Source organism: Mesorhizobium sp. P2_A12 (assembly GCF_056405075.1).
The window spans coordinates 176,989-194,095 of record NZ_JBFUCU010000006.1 but is presented as its reverse complement, the minus strand read 5'-3'; the positions used below and the strand labels follow the sequence as shown (position 1 = coordinate 194,095).

The following is a 17,107-nucleotide window of genomic DNA, read 5'->3' as shown; positions in this document are numbered from 1 at the left end:
CTGCCGATCTCCCCCCTTGTGGGGGAGATGCCCGGCAGGGCAGAAGGGGGCGCTGTCCCTCAATCAATCACAACTAAGTATTCGTCTCAGTTCTCGGCTGGTCACAGTCAACGCCCAAGGACGGCATTCCTTCGCGCCCCCTCTGGCCTGCCGGCCACCTCCCCGAAGATCGGCAGCTTCATCATTTGGACTATCGTCACGATTGCTGCACTATACCAGTGCATAAGCAGGAAAGGTGTTCGGGAGAAGCGGGCGTTTGAAGGAAGCAAAAATCCAGAAACCGGAACGGCAGCAGCGCCTGTTCGGCCTGTCGACGCCGCTGCGGTCGGCCGTCATTCCGCCGCTGTCGGCGGCGCGCTGGCTGCTGGTGCTGATCGTCGCCGCCGGTGTCTATTTCTTCCATGGCTTCCTGTTTCCGGTGCTGGCGGCGCTGGTCATCGCCTTTGCCAGCTGGCCGCTCTACCGGCGCCTGCTTGTCGCGGTTGGCGGCAACCGCACCATCGCCGCGACCTTTGCCATCCTGTTCATTCTCGCCTTCCTGGTGGTGCCGATCGCGCTTGCCGGCACCTACGCCATCAACGAGGTGCGCGAATGGGTCGGCTGGGCGATCGAGACCAATCGGCACGGCGCCGTGACGCCGCACTGGATCGCCACCATGCCTGTCGTGGGCGAGTGGCTGAACGAGCAATGGACGACCAATTTTGGCCATCCCGGCGGCATTGGCGAACTGATCCAGCTGGTCAGCGGCGCCAACATCGGCAGCATCTATCGCGGCGTGCTTGCCGCCGGCGGCAGTGCCTTCGGCCTGCTCCTGACGCTGCTGTTCATGATGATCGCGCTGTTCTTCGCTTATCGCGACGGCGAACATTTCGCCGGCCAGATCGACCGCCTCGGCGAGCGCATCTTGCCGGCTCGGTGGGAACGGATCTCGCGTGTCGTGCCGGCGACGATCTCTTCGACCGTGACCGGCATGACCGTCATCGCTATCGGCGAGGGGCTGGTGCTGGGCATTGCCTACTGGCTGGCCGGCGTGCCGTCGCCGGTAACGCTCGGCGCTCTGACCGGTGTGATGGCGCTCATCCCCGGCGGCGCACCACTGTCCTTCACGCTGGTCTCGATCTATCTCGCCGCCAGCGGTTCGCCGATGGCCGGATTGGCGCTGTTCCTGTGGGGTGCGGTCGAGCTGTTCATCGTCGACAAGACGCTGCGCCCTAAGCTCGTCGGTGGACCGATAAAGCTACCCTTTCTGCCGACCTTTTTCGGCCTGATCGGCGGCGTCAAGACCATGGGATTTCTCGGTCTGTTCATCGGCCCGGTGCTGATGGCCCTGCTGGTCGCGATCTGGCGCGAGTGGCTGCGCGAGGTGGAACTGACCGACGAAATCCTGCCGGGTTCGCCGGCTGAAATCGAATCTGGCCCACAGATCGAGGTTCTGCCCGAACCCAGCGTGGCGAAGAAAGCCAGCGCCTGATTCTGCGATCCGGTTCGCGTTAAGGTGTGTTGAGATTCAGGTTAGGCCGAGCCGAAAACGGCGGCTTTCGAGAACCGGAGCGGAGCGTACTTTTCACACGCGAGCACCGGAAGCGCAGGAAGCCGCCGTTTGCAAGCCGGCATCACCTAAATATCGACATACCTTAGGCCCGATGATGCACCGCAAGGTCGCCACGGCGCTTGCGTCCGTCGTGCAACTGCCAGAGCGAATGCGCGATCAGGGTGACGATCAGTATCACGCCGCCGATCAGGCTGTTGCGGGTCGGTGTCTCGGCAAAGATCATCCACACCCAGACCGGCGCCAGAACGGTTTCGAGCAGATAGAACATCGCCACTTCGGGACCTGAAATGTATTTCGGACCGTTGGCTAGGCAGAAGAACGAGATCGGCATGATCACCGCGCCGTTGAAGATGATCCACCATGGCGCGTTCACCTGAAACCCTTCGCCAGTGACCATGAAAGCCGCCAGCGCCAGCGGCAGAAGGACGCCGACCAGAGCCGTGAATCCCATATCCTTGCCGCTGGCGCGCGAGATGGTGATGGCGACCGCGATGAAGAAGGCTGAGCACAGCGCCATGAAATCGCCGAACAGGTGCCCGGTGCCGACCGAGCCGCCGACGATGACCAGCACGCCAAGGATCATGACCAGCATCGCCACGATCGTCACCAGCCGCGGCTTCTCTTTCAGGAATATCCAGGACAGCAACGCCGCGAACACGGTGTTGAAGGCCAGGATGAACACCAGGTTGGCGGTCGAGGTGTGGAAGACGGCGGTGATGAAGGTGATCGAGGTCAGCCCGTAGCATATCGCCACGGCAAGGCCGGACCAGCCGGGGATGAGTTGCGGGGCGTTCCGGCTGAGCGCGCGCCAGATCGACCAGATGATCATGGCCGCGAGGAAGGTGGTGCCGGTGCGCAGCAACAGGATCGTCCAAGCGCCGCCGTCGGCGAGCCGGATCAGCGGGATGTCGACGGTCAGCGTCAAGCCGCCGATGGCAGTTATCAGAAGGCCCTTCTGGTGGTCATTGTGGGAGGACATGCAGCAACTTTCGCAATGAAATGCAGGTGGACCGGCGCAATGGCGCACTCTCCAGCCAAGCGGCTGAAAGACCAGCATCCCCCGCCTTGAAACAGTTATGGGTGGATCGTGGGAAAACTCAGCGTGAAACCGCTTCGTTGGTGTAGCGCTCCCAGCCTTTCGGGCCGAGATGCTCCTGCGGCATGAAGCGCATCTTATAATTCATCTTGCGCGAGCCGTTGACCCAGTAGCCGAGGTAGACATGGGGCAGGCCCATCGCCCGGGCGCGGGCGATGTGATCGAGGATCATGAACGTGCCGAGCGAACGCTCCTCGAAATCGGGATTGAAATAGGAATAGACCATAGACAGGCCGTCGGCCATCTTGTCGGTGAGCGCCACCGCGATCAGCTCGCCCTGTCCCTTGCCGGTGATGAAAGTATCAGGCCCGCGCCGCCGGTATTCGATCACCTTGGTGTCGACATGGGTATCCTCGACCATCATGGCATAGTCGAGCACCGTCATGTCGGACATGCCGCCACGCCGGTGGCGGGCGTCGAGGTAGCTGCGAAACAGAGAATATTGTTCGGTTGAGGGCTCGGCATTGTGCATGTGGCCGATGAGGTCGGCATTGTGCTGCAGCACCCGCTTCATGTTGCGGCTGGCGGCAAATTCCTGGGCGAGGATGCGTACCGAAACACAGGCACGGCAGGTCTCGCATGCCGGCCTGTAGGCGATGTTCTGCGAGCGCCGGAAGCCGCCTTGCGTCAGCAGGTCGTTCATCTCCGCCGCCTTGTCGCCGACCAGATGCGTGAACACCTTGCGCTCGAATTGGCCGTCGAGATACGGGCACGGCGACGGCGCGGTCAGGAAGAACTGCGGCGACTGGGTCGGATGCTGCGTCATCGAGCCTTGGAAACACTCCTTCGAATCGCTCTACCTTTGGCGCGGATGGCGAAAAATTCAACAGGATTGTGAGGGCGTGGTTGACTAGACGCCTTCACATTTACACTCAATCGGCCGTGACTGCCCTCTAGGGGGCCGTTTCAGCGGTCGGTACGGCTGACCACGGTGCCGAGCAAAAGGTCGTGCAGCGTGCGCTTGCGATCGGCAAACAAGGTCACCAGTAGGACCAGCGGCGACAGGATGACGTTGCCGGCCCAGAACAGCACCGAATGGACCACGGCGGTGAGACCGTCGATCGGCCTGCCGTCGAGCCGGTCGAGCCGGATGCCCATCAGCTTCATGCCCGTGGTGGCCTGGTCGGCGCTGCCCAGCGTGTTCCAGATGTAGAGGATGGCGACGGCCGGCACCAGGGCGCCAAACAGGATCCAGCCAAGGCCGAGGGTCAAGATGCCGAGGAAGAACACCAGGATGGCGAATGGAATGGTGAGCAGCGCGACGATGATATAGTCGATCACGAAGGCCAGGATGCGCCGCGTGCGCACGCCGTCATAGGCCCTGACATCGTCGAGCCTGGTCGGGATGATTTCGCCGTCGAGAACGCGCGCGTTCATGTCATTTCCTCGTAACAAGGCCCGACATAGGGTGCGGGCCGCTTGATAATGAAATGGTGAAGGCCTGCAGCGGAATCAAGATCGAGCTTCTTGCGGCGCGCAAGGCGCGAGCGGCACGAGACGCAATCCGAATCGGTTGAATTTGCGGCGCGGATGGCATTAGCTTGCTGCGGCGCAACAAAGCGCTCAGGGGCAGAGGGACGGGGCACTATGGACTACGACATGCTGGTCATCGGCAGCGGGCCCTCGGGGCGGCGCGCTGCGGTGCAGTCGGCCAAGCTCGGCAAATCGGCGCTGGTGGTCGACCGCGGCCGGCGTCTCGGCGGCGTCTCGGTGCATACCGGAACCATTCCATCGAAAACGCTGCGCGAAACCGTGCTCAACCTCTCGGGCTGGCGCGAGCGCGGCTTCTACGGGCGCGGTTACCGCGTCAAGCAGGATATTTCGGTCGGCGATCTTGTCGAGCGCCTGCACAAGACGCTCGACCACGAGGTCGAGGTGCTGCAGCACCAGTTCATGCGCAACACAGTCAAGAGCGCCCGCGCCGACGTGAAGTTTCTTGGCCCCAACAAGGTCAGCCTGACCACCGACACCGGCGACTACAGCGAGGTTGGATTTGCCAAAGCGCTGATCGCGGTCGGCACAAGGCCGCACCGGCCGCGCGACGTGCCTTTCGACAAGACCCGAATCTTCGACAGCGACGAGATGCTGGAGCTCGACCGTTTGCCGCGCACGTTGACCGTGATCGGCGCCGGCGTCATCGGGGTCGAATATGCGACGATCTTTTCCGCGCTCGACGTGCCGGTGACGCTGGTCGAGCCGCGCAACTCCATCCTCGATTTCGTCGACCGCGAGATCGTTGACGATTTCATCCATCAGATGCGCGATCGTGGCATGACGATCCGACTCGGCAGTGCCGTGAAGGAGATCCGGTCCAAGCCGGACGCCGCCGAGGTCGAACTGACCGATGGCCGCACCATTCGCTCCGAGGTGGTGCTCTACGCCGCCGGCCGCACCGGCAATGTCGGCAGCCTGGGGTTGGATGTCGTCGGCATCGACGCCGACTCCAGGGGGCGAATCAAGGTCGATCCCCAGTCGTTCCAGACCAGCGTGCCCAACATCTACGCCGCTGGCGACGTCATCGGCTTTCCGAGCCTGGCCTCGACCTCGATGGAGCAGGGCAGGGTGGCGGCCTGTCATGCTTTCGGCGTGCCCTTGCCGCCGCCACCCGAAACCTTTCCCTACGGCATCTACGCGGTGCCGGAAATCTCGACGGTCGGCCAGTCCGAGGAACAGGTGCGTGAAAGTGGCGCTGCCTATGAGGTCGGCGTGGCGCGTTTCCGCGAGACCTCGCGCGGCCACATCATGGGCGTCAACACCGGCTTCCTGAAGCTGCTGTTCTCGATCGAGACGCGCCGGCTGCTCGGCGCGCATATCATCGGCGAGGGCGCCACCGAGCTTATCCACATTGGCCAGGCGGTGATCAATCTCGGCGGCACCGTCGACTTCTTCGTCAACAATACCTTCAACTATCCGACGCTCGCCGAAGCTTACAAGATCGCCGGGCTGGATGCCTGGAACCGCATGGGGCGAGGGTAGGCTTTACCCTTCCATCTGGGCGAGCAGCGCCAGCATCACATCGGCGGAAGGCATCGGCAGCACGGCCTCGATTTCGGCTGGGCGAACGCCGGCGATCGCGGCATCGGCGCCGCCGGTAACGGTGCCGAGCGGCCCGCGAAAACCGTGCTTTGACCAGGCCAGCTCCTGGAGCTTCGGGCTGGTCAGGGCCTCCAGCAGCCTGTCAACCGACGGATCGATGACAATCAGCGGATGCGCCGAGTAGACGGTCGGTCTGGGGTAGAGGATTTCGGGCTTGGCGCCCGTGCCGGCCTGTACCCTTTGCCAGCGCGCCGGATCGGCGAGCGCCCATTCGACCAGCTGGTTTTCATAACCAATCACCATCGGCTCGGCGCCGAGGCCACCGGCGATGTATTGGTCGAACAGCTTTCCCGACGACGACGACTTCAGCCCCATGCTGCGGAAGATCGCCTTGGCCTCGTCGCCATGCTGCGCCAGCAGTTCCTGCGTCGCTACGTCGCCGCTCATCAGGCTGAGCACCAGCCCGGCGAACATGAAGCCGGAGTTTGAGCGGTTGGGGTCGGTCGAGACGATGCGCGACCGGCCGTAGAGCTCGTCGATGCCGAGGTCCGACCAGTTCTTGCCGGCCAGTATGGCATCGAGCAATGCCTTGAGGTCGAGTTGGTTGTAGCCACCCTTGGCGGCGACAGTGACCAGTCCGCTCTTCTTCAGCCCCTCGACCACCGGCCCCCAAGTGTAGACGACCATCGGCGAGTTGAGAACCACCTGGTCGTTGCGGATTGCCACGCCGCTTTTACGCGCCAGATCGACCATGATCGACGACGACGGCCACAGGAACTGCGGCTTCTGCGACAACAGCGCGGATTCGCGTACCATCTCGACCGAACCCGCGACACGTGCGTCGAGCTCCAGCCCATAGCCACCCAGCGCGTGAACGACATCCGGGTCGGCCAGGAACGCCTGTTTCTCGCCGCCGATGAAGCCGAACAGATGCGCCTTGTTGCCGAGATAGCCGCGGAACTCCGGGCGATCCTTGAGCGTCAGGTAGCCGCCAGTGCCGGCGGCGGCGGCACCCAGCAGACCCAGTCCGAAAGCGCGGCGCGAAATGGCCATCAGTGACCGATATCCTCTTTCAGCGACTCCTGAATGAGTCGCAGGTCAACGTCGAGCGTGCCGAGTTCACTGTCGGCCAGGCTATCGGCATAGTGCACGAAGGCGTCCTGAAGCTTGGTGATCACCGCCCCGACATTGGCCAGCCGCGCCTGGCTTGGCGCGCGCCGGTTGGCCAATGCCGCGTAACCCTCCGACACTTCGGCCGCCTGCGGCACATAGTAGGTGAGGAACCGCCGCACGGCGGGCGCGCTTTCGGGCTTGGTTTCGACCCTGGTAATCACATCGGCGGCGATGTCCGACAGGTTCTTCACCTTGGCCGCCATGTCCTTGTCGGAAATGGTACGGGCGGTTGCGGCAAGCCGGTCCGCCGCCGGCTGGGCTTGCGCCAGCAACTCACGCGCAAACGCGACCCGGCTGCCGCCGATCGAGCTGAGGTCGAGGCCTTCGAACAGCTGGCGCGGCGCCAGCACGAACACAAGCCCTGCAAAGACCAGCGCGGCGATGACCGCCGACACCAGGAACGGAAAATGCGTCAGGAAACTCAAGCCGACCAGCAGCGCTGCCGAGACGAGGCCTGCCACGATCCAGTTCCAGTCGTTGCCGAAGCCGCGCATCCTAGTCACGCATCTCAGTTGTAGCCGCGGGCGGCACGGAAGGCGCCGGCCAGATCGCCGCTGCCATCGAATACCCGCGCCGAAGTCGCCTTGGCAAGGCTGTCGAGCTGGCTCTTGTCGGCGTCGCCGAAGGTGATGCCGAACACCGGCACGCGCACCGGCGCGTTGCGCCATTGGCTGAGAAACAGGTCGGGGCTGCCGTCGGTACGGCCATCGGTCATGATGACGATCGCAGGCAGATATTTCGACAGATCCACCGTCGCCGTAATCTGCTGCAGCGCCTGTTGGGCACAGGCGTACATGTCGGTGCCGCCACCGGCATGCTGGTCAGCAACGGCAGCCAGCAGCTGGGCCTGCCCGGCCGCATCGCCGGTCGCTTCGAAATTGGCGCGCACGACACTGTCGAACGGCAGCACGAAGATGTGATCGGACGGCGTCCATTGCACCAGCACCTCACTGGCCTTTTCCGGCGTGAACAGGAACTGCGCCGCGGCCTGCAATTGTTTTTCGCCCTGGTCTTCCATCGAGCCGGAGAAGTCGAAGCACAATGCCGTCAGCGACGGCTTGCGCAGGGCTTCCTGATAGAGGTCGAGCGCCTTGCGGATCACCGCCGGCTCGGGCATGCGGATCGAGGTCACCAGTTTGCCCGGATCAAAATTCCAGTCGGGTTCGGCGGCGGCCTGGATCGCCGAGCCGCCCAGCGGTAGCCGCCGACCGGTGTCGGCGATGCGCTTGCGCACCGCGTCGGACTGCAGATAGGCGAGCAGGTCGGTGAAGAATTTTTCGACCTCCGGGCCGCGCCCGTGGTCGATGAAGCCGAGCGGCGAATCGCCGACCGCGACGCCGTCGGCCGGATAGACGGCATAGAGCGGCTCCTTGCCCATCTGCTTAAGTTTGTCGTTGGTCTCCTTCAGCGTCGCCTCATAGTTCCACATCGCGTCGTAGACGGTGCCCTTGCCGGCGCTGTCGACATAGAGATCGGCGAGCCAGCCCGACGAGCCGGACGAACGCTCGACCCCCTGCAGCAGCGCGCTCACCGTTTCGCGCACGTTCGGATTGTCGAGATCGCCGGGCTCGATGACTTCCTTGCCGCCGAGCGCGCTGGACAGCATCGCCAGATAGGCGCTGGCGCCCGAATTGGACTGCGTTGCCGAGGTCATCAGGAATTTGAGCTTGCCGTCCTTAACCGCGGCCAGGATGTCCTTCATGAAGACATCCTTGCCGACCCAACCGAGTTCGGCGGCCTTGGATTTGCGCACCCCCAGAATGACCGGCATCTGCGCGATCGAGGTCAGGTTGCGCACCTTGCGGCCGGAATCGAACAGGTCGACCCACACACTCGAGGCCGGCCAGACCGCGTCCTGGTCGAGCCCGCCAGGCCGTTGCAGGCCAAGGCCGATGTCGAGCGAGCCCTCATAGGCGAAGGTGCATGCGGCGCCCTGTTTGTCGCAGAACTCCTGGACGATCGGCTGCAGCACCGTGTTTTCCGAACCCGACACGATCGAGAATTTGACGCTGCTCGAATTGCAGGCCGCCAGCAGCACCGCCAAGGCCAGCAGCAGAACGGACGTCAGCGTCTTCGGCATGGCGGTTCCGATCAGGCCTGGGTCAGCGCTTTCTTAAGATCGATCGTCATCTGGTCCATCTGCTTTTCGGCGTCGGCCCGCTTCTGGCGGCCCTCCTGCTGGACCTTCAGCACGCCTTGCACCGTGTCGATGAGGTTGCGGTTGGCCTGCGCCAGCGTTTCGACGTCGACGATGCCGCGCTGCGCCTGCTCCTCGATCGAGATAGCCTGCTCCTTCATCATCTTGGAGGTCTGGCGGATCATCTCGTTGGTGGCGTCGGTCACAGTCTTTTGCAGTTCCAGCGCCGACTTCTGATTGGTCAGCCCAAGCAGGATGACCATTTTCTGCTTCCAGGCCGGCACGGTCAGCGCCGAGGTTGCCTGCAGGTTCTCGATCAGCGTCTCGTCGCCGGACTGGACGATGCGGATCTGCGGCAATTGCTGGATGCCGAGCTGGCGCGCCTGCACCAGGTAGAAGACGCGCTTTTCCAGGCGATCCAGCGCCTGCACCGCATCCTGGTAGGTCTGCGCCTCCAGCGTGCCGCCAACATCGCCGCTGGCCGAATCCGCCGCAGCCTTCAGCTTGGGCAACTCGTTGATGCGATAATCCTCGACGAATTTCTTGCCCGCCTGCACATAGGCGTCGAGCTTGAGGATGGAATCCTTGGTCTGCTCGTGCAGGTCGTCGAGCACGGCGATGTCGCGCCGCAGCGTGTCCTTGTGGCGGTCGAGTTCGAGGCCGATGCGGTCGATCTGGCCGGCGACGTCCTCATACTTTTCCTTGAAGCGCTCGAGCCGCGCCTTGAACGAGGAGAACAGATTGCCGAGAAATCCTTCGTCCTTCAGCGAAGCCGGATCGAGGTTCTTGGCCTTCATGATGATGTCGGTCAGGAGGTTGCCTGTATCGCCAAGATCGCGATTGCGCAGCTGGCCCAGGATCTTGTCGGCATAGTCGCTAACGGCCTGCTGGGCGCGGTCGCCATAGACCGAAATGCCGGCGCGATCCCGGACGTCGATCGTGCTTTCGATCCTGGCGATGTCGGACGGGCTGGCAACGATTGCCGGCAATGTCGATGTGTCGTCGAGCAGAGTGATGCTGTTCTTGTCGGCCATGCAGACCTCCCCTCAGTGAACAGTATCTCCATAGTCTGTATGTGACAGGGATATGTCGGTGTTGTGCATAAAGGAAGAGGCCTGTCAGACTCTGGGCACGAAACCCGCTGGTTTCGGGCTGGAAACCAGCACGATTGGTTGGCAATCGACGCGGTGGACAAGTTTATTCGGCGGCAGTCGCCGTCACCGCCTTCATCCATTGCCTTGCGATTGCCGCGTCGGCGCTGCCGATTTCATGACCCGATGGAACAATCCTCGCGTCGAGGTCGGCGCCATGTTGGCTGAGCAAAGTCACCAGAGCCGGCGCGAAGGGCGCATAGGTAAGGTCGGCAGCGCCGGCAACGATCAGCACCCGCACGCCGAACAGATCCGTCGCCGGCACGTCGTCGAGCACCGGCATCGGCCGCAGCAGCGCGGCGCGTTCGACGAGGCCCGGATGCAGCAGCATCAGGCTCGAAACCAGATTGGCGCCGTTTGAATAGCCGAGAAAAATCGTGCGGGAGAGGTCGATATTGTGGCGTCTGGCCGCATCGGTGACGAAGCCCGCAAAAGCGTTGGTTTCGGTGCAGATGCTCTGCTGTTCGAAACGCGTCGGCGTGATGCGCGCGAACCAGCGGAAACCATCCTCCTGGACGATGCGGCCGCGCACGGCGACCAGCGTGGCGTGGGGCGCGATCTCTCGTGCCAGCGGCACCAATGTCGTCTCATCGACACCCGACCCATGCAGCAGGAAGAAGCATTGACCAGTTGAATCCGCAGGCCTGTAAATGCGGTAGCAGAAGGCGAGATCACGCCGTAACGCACCATCTTGTGAGGTCTCTTCGGTCATGGCCTCATCCTTTTGATTTCATGACAGTTCCGGTCAGTTTGCCGGCTTCAAAACGCAATATTTTCAAGCTCCGCGAAAGTTGATTGAACCGGGCGCATTACTGTCCGTTTCTTCGCCGATATCATTCCTATGGGAGGAATCGAAGCGGTGCGCCGGGGGTCGCATTGCCGGCATGAACAACCAGCTTTGAGGCCTTTTGTCGATGACCACCCAACTTTCCCCGGACCGCGGCACGCGTGTCCCCGATCGCGGCACGCGTATCGCGGACCGCGATACGCGCGTCTCGGAGCGTGACACGCGCATCGATGTGCTGCGTGCTCTCGCGTTGCTGACCATCTTTGTCGACCACGTGCCGGGTACCGCCTTCGAGTATCTGACCTACAAGAATTTCGGCTTTTCAGACGCGGCAGAGGTCTTCGTGCTGATCTCTGGAATCTCGGTCGCGCTTGCCTATGGCAAGAAATTCCAGCCTGGAAACCGGCTGCTGGTAACGTTGAAGATGTGGCGCCGAGCTGGCGTGCTCTATGCCGCCCACATCGTCACCACCATGGTGGTGATGGCGATCTTTTGCGCGGCGGCGGTGTTCGCCCGGCGCCCGGAGCTGCTGACGATGATCAACATCGAGCCGTTGATCAAGAATACGCCGCAAGTGCTGGTCGGCATCGTGACGCTCGGCCACCAGCTCGGCTACAACAACATCCTGCCGGTCTATGCAGTGCTGCTCCTGCTGGCGCCGGTCTTCCTGCTCTTCGTCAGCTACCGGCCATTGCCGGCGCTGGTCGCATCCGGCGCGCTGTGGCTGGTCGCCGGTATCTACCAGATCGCACCGCCGAACTATCCCGAGCCCGGCTTCTGGTTTCTCAACCCGCTGTCGTGGCAGTTCCTGTTCAACATCGGCCTGGCGGGCACGCTGCATGTGCGTCGCGGTGGCACCATCCCGGTCAATCGCTGGCTGGTTGGCGCGGCTTTGGCCTACATCGCCACGGCGCTGGTCTGGGTGCACAGTCCGCTATGGGGGCAGATCTCCTGGTTGGGCCTGCCTCCGGTGCTGACCGGCTTCGACAAGACGTTTCTGGCGCTGCCGAGGCTGCTGCATATCCTGGCGGTGAGCTACCTGATCGTGGCATTCCCGGCCGTCTCCAACCTGTTCCGCACCGGGCGCGATCATCCGCTTGCCATATTGGGCAAACGATCGTTGCCGGTTTTCATTGCCGGCACGGTGCTCGCCCTGACGGCGCAGGTGCTGAAGCTGATCAACCCGGGCGGGCTGGCCTATGACAGCCTGTTGATATCAGCCGGCATCGCCATGCAGTTTGCGCTTGCCTACTATCTCGAATGGCTTTCGAGCCTTGACAAGTCCGGGAAAAGCAGACCGGCGCAAAACGCCGCACTGCCGGTCCAGGCGTCCTTCGTCATGTCGTCGATGGCAACAAGAATGGGGCGTTGAGGCGTCAGGTGGGCGAGGGGCCGGATGAGGCCCGCACCACGAGGTCGACCGGCAGCGATTGCCGACTGAATGTGCCGTCGTTTTCGAGGATCGCCTTGACGGCAAGGCGGCCCATCTCGGCGATCGGCTGGACGATTGTGGTCAGCGGCGGCTTGGAAACCGCTCCTTCCGGGACACCGTCGAAGCCGACGATCGAAACGTCGCCCGGGACAGTGATGTCGTGCTGGCGCAGCCAGTCCAGCGCATGCAAGGCGATCCTGTCCGACATTGCCAGGATGGCGGTCGGTGTCTCGGCGCCGGCGAAAACATGATCGAGGCCCGCCCAGACGCTCTCCTCGTCATTGACGGTTTCGTAGATCGGCACCTTCGAGACGTCGATGTCGACGCGCGAGAGTTCGGCGAAGTAGCCGCGCAGGCGGTCGCGCGTCCCGGAATAGAGGGCCTTCTCCACCTGCTCCTGCGTGGTTGGGCCGAAGCCGGCGTCGGCACAGGGCAGGGCAAGCACCGCAAAGCGACGATGCCCGAGCTCGGTCAGATGGCGCGCCGCGAGACCGGCGCCGGCGATGTTGTCGACACCGATCGCCGCGACCGCATCGTCGTCGTCCGAATCAAGATCGAGCGCGACAAAGGGGAGTTTGCGTTCGCGCGCCAGTTCTACCAGCCTTGAGCCGCCTTCGATGCAGAAGACGATGAAGCCGTCGACCAGCGCGCTCTGGATGTTCCATGCGAGCTGTTCGTTGTTGGCGGCGGAGACCAACGAGATCCCCGCACCAGTCGCGTCGCAAGCCTGCGAGATGCTGGCCATCATGACCCGGGCGAAAGGGTCGTTGAAGAAATAGGACAACGGTTCCGCGGTCGCGACACCGATGGCATTGACCTTGCCGGCGCGCAGCAGCCGACCCTTGGGGTCGGGTCCGCCATATCCCATTGCCTCGGCTGCCGCCTTGACCCGTTCGCGGACCTCCTCGCGCACGATCTCCGGGCGGGCGAACACGTTGGACGCGGTGCCGTGCGACACGCCGGCCGCTTTGGCAATGTCTGCCAGCCGGACCGGTCTTGTCTTTCCAGAGCTCAATGGGGCCATCTTCGTCTCCTGAATTCATCCCATCTAACACTTTCGTTGGATCGGTTCAAATTCTGCCTTGAACAACGACTCGGCGAGGTGTATCTTTGAATCGATCCAAGAGAACAAAGGTCCATATGATTGGATCGATTCAATATCAGCAAAGGGAGATGCGTCATGCATCCCGTCAACTATCTCTTCCAAGACATCTACCGCAACGACTGGAGCATCGGTTCGACCGCCACGAGCTTTTGTGGGTACCGATTGGATCGATTCAAATCTTGAAAGGAGTGCATCATGCATCCCGTGAGCTATCTGTTCGAAGACATCTACCGCAACTACTGGGGCATCGCGCCGGCGTCCAAACGGCCGGAGAGGCGTCTATTGGCGAAGCTGCGGCGGCACGATCGCGAAGTGCTCGATAAGCCCGAGCGCCGGCAGGATTGATCGATCGACAAACGCGGTGTGACAGGATCACGTCGGTTTTCGCGAATGGGGCCAGTCCCGGGCAAGGCGCCCGGAGACATCGACCGAAGGCTGCGGGTCCAGCCTTGTCAGGAACGTGCGCGCACCAGCGCCGAGCCAGCGATCACCAGCCAGCCGGCGATGAGCAAGGTGCCGCCGATCGGCGCCGACAGTGGGAACAGCCGCGAACCGAGGAAATCGCGGGCCAGCAGGTCGCCGCAGAACAACAGCAGCCCAAGCAGCAGGATCAGGCTGCCGATGCGCAGCGTCCGGTTCGCGCCAAGCAGTCCGGTCGCGAGGAAGACCGGTGCATGCATGAGCAGGAAGGATGCGGCAGTGCCGACAAAGGCACCGCCCAGATGCGCCGCCGCGGCCGACAGCGCCACGCCGGCGGCGCCACAGAGGCCGCCGGCCATGACGAGAATACGGCCGCTGTTGCCGGAAGATTGCTCGGCCGTGCTCATGTCTGGGGCTCCCGTGACGTTCAAGGCATGCGACCCAATTCGGTCAGGGCTTGCCGGCATTGGCGAGCATGTCCTGCTCGCGGCGCGATTGCGCCAGCCAGTTATACACCGCGCCGCCGGCCATCAAGACAGACGTGCCCAGAAACACCGAGCGCATGCCGAAATGGCCACCGGCAAAACCGCCAAGCAGGGGGCCGGCGACCTGTCCGACATACTGGGCGGAGATCGACAGCCCGAGCACATTGCCGCCGACGCCGTCGGGAACATTGTGGCGGATGACGCTGGTGATGCAGGGTAGGAGCCCGCCCAGCGCCAGGCCCATCAGGAAGCGCAGGCCGATGAGTTGCCAACTCTGCGTGACGAAGGCCTGCGGGATCAGCAGCAGCGCCGAGACGGCAAGCGCGCCGATGATGACGTTCCAATGGCCGATGCGGTCGGCGAGCTTGCCCAGGCGTGAAGCCGACAGGATGGCGCCCAGCGCCGCCGCCGACATGACCACGCCGGATATCAGCGTGACGCGGCTCTGGTCTTCGATTAGCTGCTGCACGTAGACGGTGATGATCGGCTCGATCGACATGGTCGCGAAACTCAACAGCATGCCGGTCGCCAGCATGGCGATGACAGGCCGTTTGTCGGGAATTTGTGCCCAGCCGCCCTTTGGTTTGTCCTTCGATACAGCGGCCGTCGCTTTCGGCCGGGGATTCTCCTTGATCAGAAACGTGGTCGCCAGGAACGCCAGGAAGATGACGCCGCCGGACAGCAGGAAGGTGGCGCGGATGCCGATCAGCGGCGGCAGGGCGCCACCAACCAGGGGGCCGACCAATGCCCCACCGGTGATACCGGCCGACAGCAGGCCCAGTGCCCAGCCGGAACGCTCCTTGGGCGTCTGCATGGCGACCAGGATGGTCGATCCCGAGGAATAGCCGCCGGCAAAGCCTATCAGCAGCCGCAGCAGCACCAACTGCCAGACAGTCTGCACCATGCCGGTCAGCGACATGCATATGGCCATGCCGAAGCTGGCGCGAACCAGCATCACCTTGCGGCCGTAGCGGTCGCCGAGACGTCCCCACAGCGGCGCCACAAGTGCCGCCGCGAAGAAGGTCGCGCCATAGGCGATCCCCGACCATTGCACGATCGCCGCGTGGCCTTCAGCGCCGAGCTGCTCAATATAGAGCGGCAGGAAGGGCAAAAGCAGCGTCATGGCGATAAGTGTCGAGAACGAACCGGCAAAGCAAACGAACAGATTGCGCCGCCAGTGGATGTTGTAAGTGCTGTCGGTCGTCGGGGGCGTGTTCTGCATGTCATATTGTCCTGTCCGAGCAATGCCGTGTTGGCGGTTGCTGCGGATACCATTTTGGGATACCAAGATGGTATCCGTCTTGGACGCAAGCGTGGGCGCTGTCAATGCGACCCTCTCAAACGTGATCGGGAAACGCGGCCAGAAAATCGATCGCCAGCCAACGGTCAGAAAAACGGGAACGACAATGTCGCAGATGCAGAGCGTCGAAAAACAGCTTCGCCAGATGATCCTGGGCCTCGAGATCGGTCCCGGCGAGAAACTGACCGAGCGCTGGATCGAAAGCCGCTTCGGCGCGTCGCGAACCCCGGTCAGGGCCGCGCTGCTGCGGCTCGAGACCGAGGGCCTGGTCGGCAGGGACGGCCGTGGCTGGACGGTGTCGCCGATCAACCTGGCCGAACTCGAGCAGATTGCCGTCTACCGGGAGGCGGTCGAGGTTGCAGCCCTTCGCCTGACATGTGCCCTGGCGGACCGCAGCGCAGTCGATGTGATCGAGGCGATGCTCGACTCCTGCGACGCCGACACGCCACGCGAGGAATGGCATCGTATCGGCATGGATTTTCACATCGAGCTGGCGCGCTTGTCAGGCAACGAATTCCTGTTCCGGGCGGTCCGCGATGCCATGACTCGCCTGTCGCGGGCCCGCTGGCTGGAGGTTCGCGACGAGGCCGCCCTTGCTCGCGCCTGGGCCGAACATCGCGCCATTCTGGCGGCGGCACGCCTCGGCGACGCCGATGAAGCCGCGCGCCTGCTTTCGGCCCACATCGTCGGCAGCCGCGACCGCCTGGTGACGTCGCTCGCCAACGACCGGCGCGGTCTTCGCGCCAGGGGTTTTGCTGTCATCGCCGCCTAAGGCATGCGGTACGCGCTGCGCAAAAGGCGGCGTCTAGGCGCGCCCTGCACTTTCGGCCTCGCTTCGCGGACACCGATGGCGTAAGAGCGGCGATGGAAAACAACCGATTTGAAACACCCGTGACCGTCAAGTCAGTCGCGGCGGGAAGCACTCAGCTCTTGCGTACGGCTCGTGAGGCTTCCGATTACCTGCTCAACAGCTGGCCCGGCAAACGCAGCCCCAAGCATCGCGCGGCCCTGCAGGCCTGTCACGATGCGCTGGCCGGCGACAAGCCGGCGATGAACGCCAGGCGCGCCTTCATTGCGGCAGCGCGCGAAGTGGACGTCTTTGTCAGCGACAAGGCCCCGGCCTGATCCAAGGCGACAATCTGGGATGAGGCACGGCCCGCATGCGCGGGCCTTTTGCCGTCACTTTGCCGTTTCGGTTTCGGTTTCAGTCTCGTCTTCGGGCTTCGAACGCTCGCGCGCGGCAACCTTGGCCGCCAGCTTTTCGGCCTTCTTGGCCGCCTTCTGGCGGTCGCGTTCCTTGCGTTCCTGATCGTAGTTTGGTGGTCGCGCCATATCGGCTCCTTTTCACTGCCTTGCGGCTCTGACCCTGCCTAGGAGCATTAGCCGTCAAACACAACAGCTGAAGCGATCGTGCCCGGCCGTTCGCGTCGATG

18 protein-coding genes are annotated in these 17,107 nt (G+C 63.2%); 6 read left to right on the top strand and 12 right to left on the bottom strand.

All coding sequences use genetic code 11. The features are described from left to right. Window positions 1-256 precede the first annotated feature (256 nt). The gene (locus AC1DZU_RS16545; protein ID WP_477286368.1) at window positions 257-1,471 is read left to right on the top strand and encodes an AI-2E family transporter; all 1,215 of its coding nucleotides are present in this window, start codon (window positions 257-259) and stop codon (window positions 1,469-1,471) included. Window positions 1,472-1,634: 163 nt separating this feature from the next. Here the strand turns inward: AC1DZU_RS16545 and AC1DZU_RS16540 are convergent, their stop codons facing one another. From AC1DZU_RS16540 to AC1DZU_RS16530, 3 genes are all read right to left on the bottom strand, one after another. Beyond that, entirely contained in the window at window positions 1,635-2,531 is an 897-nt protein-coding gene (locus tag AC1DZU_RS16540; protein WP_477286366.1) for a DMT family transporter, read from the bottom strand. Window positions 2,532-2,649: 118 nt separating this feature from the next. Next, complete coding sequence (locus AC1DZU_RS16535; protein WP_477286364.1) at window positions 2,650-3,414, bottom strand: arginyltransferase; 765 nt, start codon at window positions 3,412-3,414, stop codon at window positions 2,650-2,652. Between the two features lie 140 nt (window positions 3,415-3,554). Beyond that, entirely contained in the window at window positions 3,555-4,025 is a 471-nt protein-coding gene (locus AC1DZU_RS16530; RefSeq protein WP_477286362.1) for an RDD family protein, read from the bottom strand. Between the two features lie 210 nt (window positions 4,026-4,235). On the opposite strand from AC1DZU_RS16530, the gene sthA reads away from it, so the two are divergent. After that, window positions 4,236-5,624 carry a Si-specific NAD(P)(+) transhydrogenase gene (gene sthA, locus AC1DZU_RS16525; RefSeq protein ID WP_477286360.1) on the top strand — a complete coding sequence of 463 codons (1,389 nt, stop codon included), beginning with the start codon at window positions 4,236-4,238 and terminating at the stop codon, window positions 5,622-5,624. A 3-nt stretch (window positions 5,625-5,627) separates the two neighbouring features. Here sthA and AC1DZU_RS16520 read toward each other — a convergent pair whose 3' ends face one another. From AC1DZU_RS16520 to AC1DZU_RS16500, 5 genes are all read right to left on the bottom strand, one after another. Beyond that, on the bottom strand, window positions 5,628-6,737 hold the full coding sequence (locus tag AC1DZU_RS16520) for a type 2 periplasmic-binding domain-containing protein (protein ID WP_477286358.1): 1,110 nt from the start codon (window positions 6,735-6,737) through the stop codon (window positions 5,628-5,630). Next, on the bottom strand, window positions 6,737-7,351 hold the full coding sequence (locus AC1DZU_RS16515) for a 5-bromo-4-chloroindolyl phosphate hydrolysis family protein (protein ID WP_477286492.1): 615 nt from the start codon (window positions 7,349-7,351) through the stop codon (window positions 6,737-6,739). Before AC1DZU_RS16515 ends, AC1DZU_RS16520 begins: the two co-directional genes overlap by 1 nt. Window positions 7,352-7,365: 14 nt before the next feature. Further along, window positions 7,366-8,937 carry a substrate-binding domain-containing protein gene (locus tag AC1DZU_RS16510; RefSeq protein WP_477286356.1) on the bottom strand — a complete coding sequence of 524 codons (1,572 nt, stop codon included), beginning with the start codon at window positions 8,935-8,937 and terminating at the stop codon, window positions 7,366-7,368. Between the two features lie 11 nt (window positions 8,938-8,948). Further along, on the bottom strand, window positions 8,949-10,028 hold the full coding sequence (locus AC1DZU_RS16505; RefSeq protein ID WP_477286354.1) for a toxic anion resistance protein: 1,080 nt from the start codon (window positions 10,026-10,028) through the stop codon (window positions 8,949-8,951). A gap of 163 nt (window positions 10,029-10,191) precedes the next feature. Continuing rightward, window positions 10,192-10,857 carry an alpha/beta hydrolase gene (locus tag AC1DZU_RS16500; RefSeq protein WP_477286352.1) on the bottom strand — a complete coding sequence of 222 codons (666 nt, stop codon included), beginning with the start codon at window positions 10,855-10,857 and terminating at the stop codon, window positions 10,192-10,194. A gap of 202 nt (window positions 10,858-11,059) precedes the next feature. On the opposite strand from AC1DZU_RS16500, the gene AC1DZU_RS16495 reads away from it, so the two are divergent. Further along, window positions 11,060-12,304: an OpgC family protein gene (locus AC1DZU_RS16495; RefSeq protein ID WP_477286350.1), complete on the top strand. Its 1,245-nt coding sequence runs from the start codon at window positions 11,060-11,062 to the stop codon at window positions 12,302-12,304. A gap of 4 nt (window positions 12,305-12,308) precedes the next feature. Here AC1DZU_RS16495 and AC1DZU_RS16490 read toward each other — a convergent pair whose 3' ends face one another. Next, window positions 12,309-13,388, bottom strand: a complete 1,080-nt coding sequence (locus AC1DZU_RS16490; protein WP_477286348.1) for a LacI family DNA-binding transcriptional regulator — start codon at window positions 13,386-13,388, stop codon at window positions 12,309-12,311. A 276-nt stretch (window positions 13,389-13,664) separates the two neighbouring features. Here AC1DZU_RS16490 and AC1DZU_RS16485 point away from each other — a divergent pair, with 276 nt between their 5' ends. Beyond that, on the top strand, window positions 13,665-13,814 hold the full coding sequence (locus tag AC1DZU_RS16485; protein ID WP_477286346.1) for a hypothetical protein: 150 nt from the start codon (window positions 13,665-13,667) through the stop codon (window positions 13,812-13,814). Window positions 13,815-13,921: 107 nt separating this feature from the next. Here the strand turns inward: AC1DZU_RS16485 and AC1DZU_RS16480 are convergent, their stop codons facing one another. After that, on the bottom strand, window positions 13,922-14,296 hold the full coding sequence (locus AC1DZU_RS16480) for a DUF423 domain-containing protein (protein ID WP_477286344.1): 375 nt from the start codon (window positions 14,294-14,296) through the stop codon (window positions 13,922-13,924). 43 nt (window positions 14,297-14,339) lie between these two features. Beyond that, the gene (locus AC1DZU_RS16475; RefSeq protein WP_477286342.1) at window positions 14,340-15,596 is read right to left on the bottom strand and encodes a multidrug efflux MFS transporter; all 1,257 of its coding nucleotides are present in this window, start codon (window positions 15,594-15,596) and stop codon (window positions 14,340-14,342) included. Window positions 15,597-15,780: 184 nt separating this feature from the next. On the opposite strand from AC1DZU_RS16475, the gene AC1DZU_RS16470 reads away from it, so the two are divergent. Both AC1DZU_RS16470 and AC1DZU_RS16465 read left to right on the top strand, forming a co-directional pair. After that, entirely contained in the window at window positions 15,781-16,446 is a 666-nt protein-coding gene (locus AC1DZU_RS16470; protein WP_477286340.1) for a GntR family transcriptional regulator, read from the top strand. Between the two features lie 119 nt (window positions 16,447-16,565). Continuing rightward, the gene (locus tag AC1DZU_RS16465; protein WP_244506945.1) at window positions 16,566-16,799 is read left to right on the top strand and encodes a DUF982 domain-containing protein; all 234 of its coding nucleotides are present in this window, start codon (window positions 16,566-16,568) and stop codon (window positions 16,797-16,799) included. A gap of 54 nt (window positions 16,800-16,853) precedes the next feature. On the opposite strand, the gene AC1DZU_RS16460 is transcribed toward AC1DZU_RS16465, so the two are convergent. After that, window positions 16,854-17,006, bottom strand: coding sequence for a hypothetical protein (locus tag AC1DZU_RS16460; protein ID WP_095085720.1), 153 nt, complete (start codon window positions 17,004-17,006; stop codon window positions 16,854-16,856). Between the last annotated feature and the right edge of the window lie 101 nt (window positions 17,007-17,107).

Excerpts from the sequence above, each read along its gene's own strand:
- AC1DZU_RS16475 (WP_477286342.1), bottom strand. The coding sequence starts at position 15,596 with ATGCAGAACACGCCCCCGACGACCGACAGCACTTACAACATCCACTGG.
- AC1DZU_RS16535 (WP_477286364.1), bottom strand. The coding sequence starts at position 3,414 with ATGACGCAGCATCCGACCCAGTCGCCGCAGTTCTTCCTGACCGCGCCG.
- sthA (WP_477286360.1), top strand. The coding sequence starts at position 4,236 with ATGGACTACGACATGCTGGTCATCGGCAGCGGGCCCTCGGGGCGGCGC.
- AC1DZU_RS16495 (WP_477286350.1), top strand. The coding sequence starts at position 11,060 with ATGACCACCCAACTTTCCCCGGACCGCGGCACGCGTGTCCCCGATCGC.
- AC1DZU_RS16515 (WP_477286492.1), bottom strand. The coding sequence starts at position 7,351 with ATGCGCGGCTTCGGCAACGACTGGAACTGGATCGTGGCAGGCCTCGTC.
- AC1DZU_RS16480 (WP_477286344.1), bottom strand. The coding sequence starts at position 14,296 with ATGAGCACGGCCGAGCAATCTTCCGGCAACAGCGGCCGTATTCTCGTC.
- AC1DZU_RS16520 (WP_477286358.1), bottom strand. The coding sequence starts at position 6,737 with ATGGCCATTTCGCGCCGCGCTTTCGGACTGGGTCTGCTGGGTGCCGCC.
- AC1DZU_RS16500 (WP_477286352.1), bottom strand. The coding sequence starts at position 10,857 with ATGACCGAAGAGACCTCACAAGATGGTGCGTTACGGCGTGATCTCGCC.
- AC1DZU_RS16505 (WP_477286354.1), bottom strand. The coding sequence starts at position 10,028 with ATGGCCGACAAGAACAGCATCACTCTGCTCGACGACACATCGACATTG.
- AC1DZU_RS16490 (WP_477286348.1), bottom strand. The coding sequence starts at position 13,388 with ATGGCCCCATTGAGCTCTGGAAAGACAAGACCGGTCCGGCTGGCAGAC.
- AC1DZU_RS16540 (WP_477286366.1), bottom strand. The coding sequence starts at position 2,531 with ATGTCCTCCCACAATGACCACCAGAAGGGCCTTCTGATAACTGCCATC.
- AC1DZU_RS16510 (WP_477286356.1), bottom strand. The coding sequence starts at position 8,937 with ATGCCGAAGACGCTGACGTCCGTTCTGCTGCTGGCCTTGGCGGTGCTG.
- AC1DZU_RS16485 (WP_477286346.1), top strand. The coding sequence starts at position 13,665 with ATGCATCCCGTGAGCTATCTGTTCGAAGACATCTACCGCAACTACTGG.
- AC1DZU_RS16530 (WP_477286362.1), bottom strand. The coding sequence starts at position 4,025 with ATGAACGCGCGCGTTCTCGACGGCGAAATCATCCCGACCAGGCTCGAC.
- AC1DZU_RS16470 (WP_477286340.1), top strand. The coding sequence starts at position 15,781 with ATGTCGCAGATGCAGAGCGTCGAAAAACAGCTTCGCCAGATGATCCTG.
- AC1DZU_RS16460 (WP_095085720.1), bottom strand. The coding sequence starts at position 17,006 with ATGGCGCGACCACCAAACTACGATCAGGAACGCAAGGAACGCGACCGC.